General features: G+C 61.1%; 1 protein-coding gene. It reads right to left on the reverse strand.

Annotated features, from left to right (window positions below; genetic code table 11):
- Nucleotides 1–201 precede the first annotated feature (201 nt).
- Nucleotides 202–819 carry a TPM domain-containing protein gene (locus J5M66_RS26470; RefSeq protein ID WP_016771315.1) on the reverse strand — a complete coding sequence of 206 codons (618 nt, stop codon included), beginning with the start codon at nt 817–819 and terminating at the stop codon, nt 202–204.
- Between the last annotated feature and the right edge of the window lie 38 nt (nt 820–857).

Consider the following 857-nt stretch of genomic DNA (forward strand, 5'->3'; position numbering starts at 1 on the left):
GGGGGTTGGGGACACCCTCTTATTTACCCAACGGCAAAATCCACGACACCGACCTTTGTGGCGAGGGGATTTATCCCCGATGGGGCGCGAAGCGGCCCTCTGTGTTCGGCCCGTCAAACCACGCGCGCAGGTGTTGCGACTGCTACGCAGCCGATCGGGGATAATTCCCCTCGCCACACAGGCCAAATATGCGCGACTGCTTCAGCCCAACACCACCAACCGATTCGGCAACTCGTTCCTCACCTGCGTCACCGGCACATGCACCTTCAACAACTCGCCACACGCCTCCACGCACGTGACAAACCCTTCCAGCGTGCGGCCCTGGCGGACCTGTTCGGTGAACGCTGCGACAATCGCGTCCCAGTTGCTGTTATCCAGCCGTTTGGAAATCCCCTCGTCCACCAGAATTTCCACATAGCGCTCAGCCTCGCAGACAAAAATCAGCATGCCGGTGCTGCCCACGGTGTGGTGCAGGTTCTGTTCGAGAAACTGCCGCCGCGCCAGGTTGGAGGCGCGCCAGTGGCGCACGCGGCGCGGCACCAGATGAGTGGTGATTTTCGGCAGACGGAACAACAGGCAGAGGACGATGAACATGCCCCATTGCACCAACAGCAGGCTGCGCAGGGTCAGCCAGCCCGTGAGGTAGTGGACGATGCCCGGCAACACCAGCGCCAGCAGGCTGGCCCAGAGCAGCGGGATGTACGCGTAATCGTCGGCACGGGCAGCGAGCACCGTGACCAGTTCGGCGTCGGTGTCGCGTTCGACCCGGGCGATGGCCTCGGCGACTTTGCGTTGTTCGTGTTCAGTCAGTAATGCCATGTCGAAAAGTGCCTGCTCATTATTCTTTTGATCTCACC

The organism is Pseudomonas sp. 67(2021), from assembly GCF_017491835.1.
In the GTDB taxonomy this organism is placed as follows: domain Bacteria; phylum Pseudomonadota; class Gammaproteobacteria; order Pseudomonadales; family Pseudomonadaceae; genus Aquipseudomonas; species Aquipseudomonas atacamensis.

Bases quoted from the DNA above. Each gene is read 5' to 3' on its own strand.
- J5M66_RS26470 (WP_016771315.1), bottom strand. From the start codon at position 819: ATGGCATTACTGACTGAACACGAACAACGCAAAGTCGCCGAGGCCATC.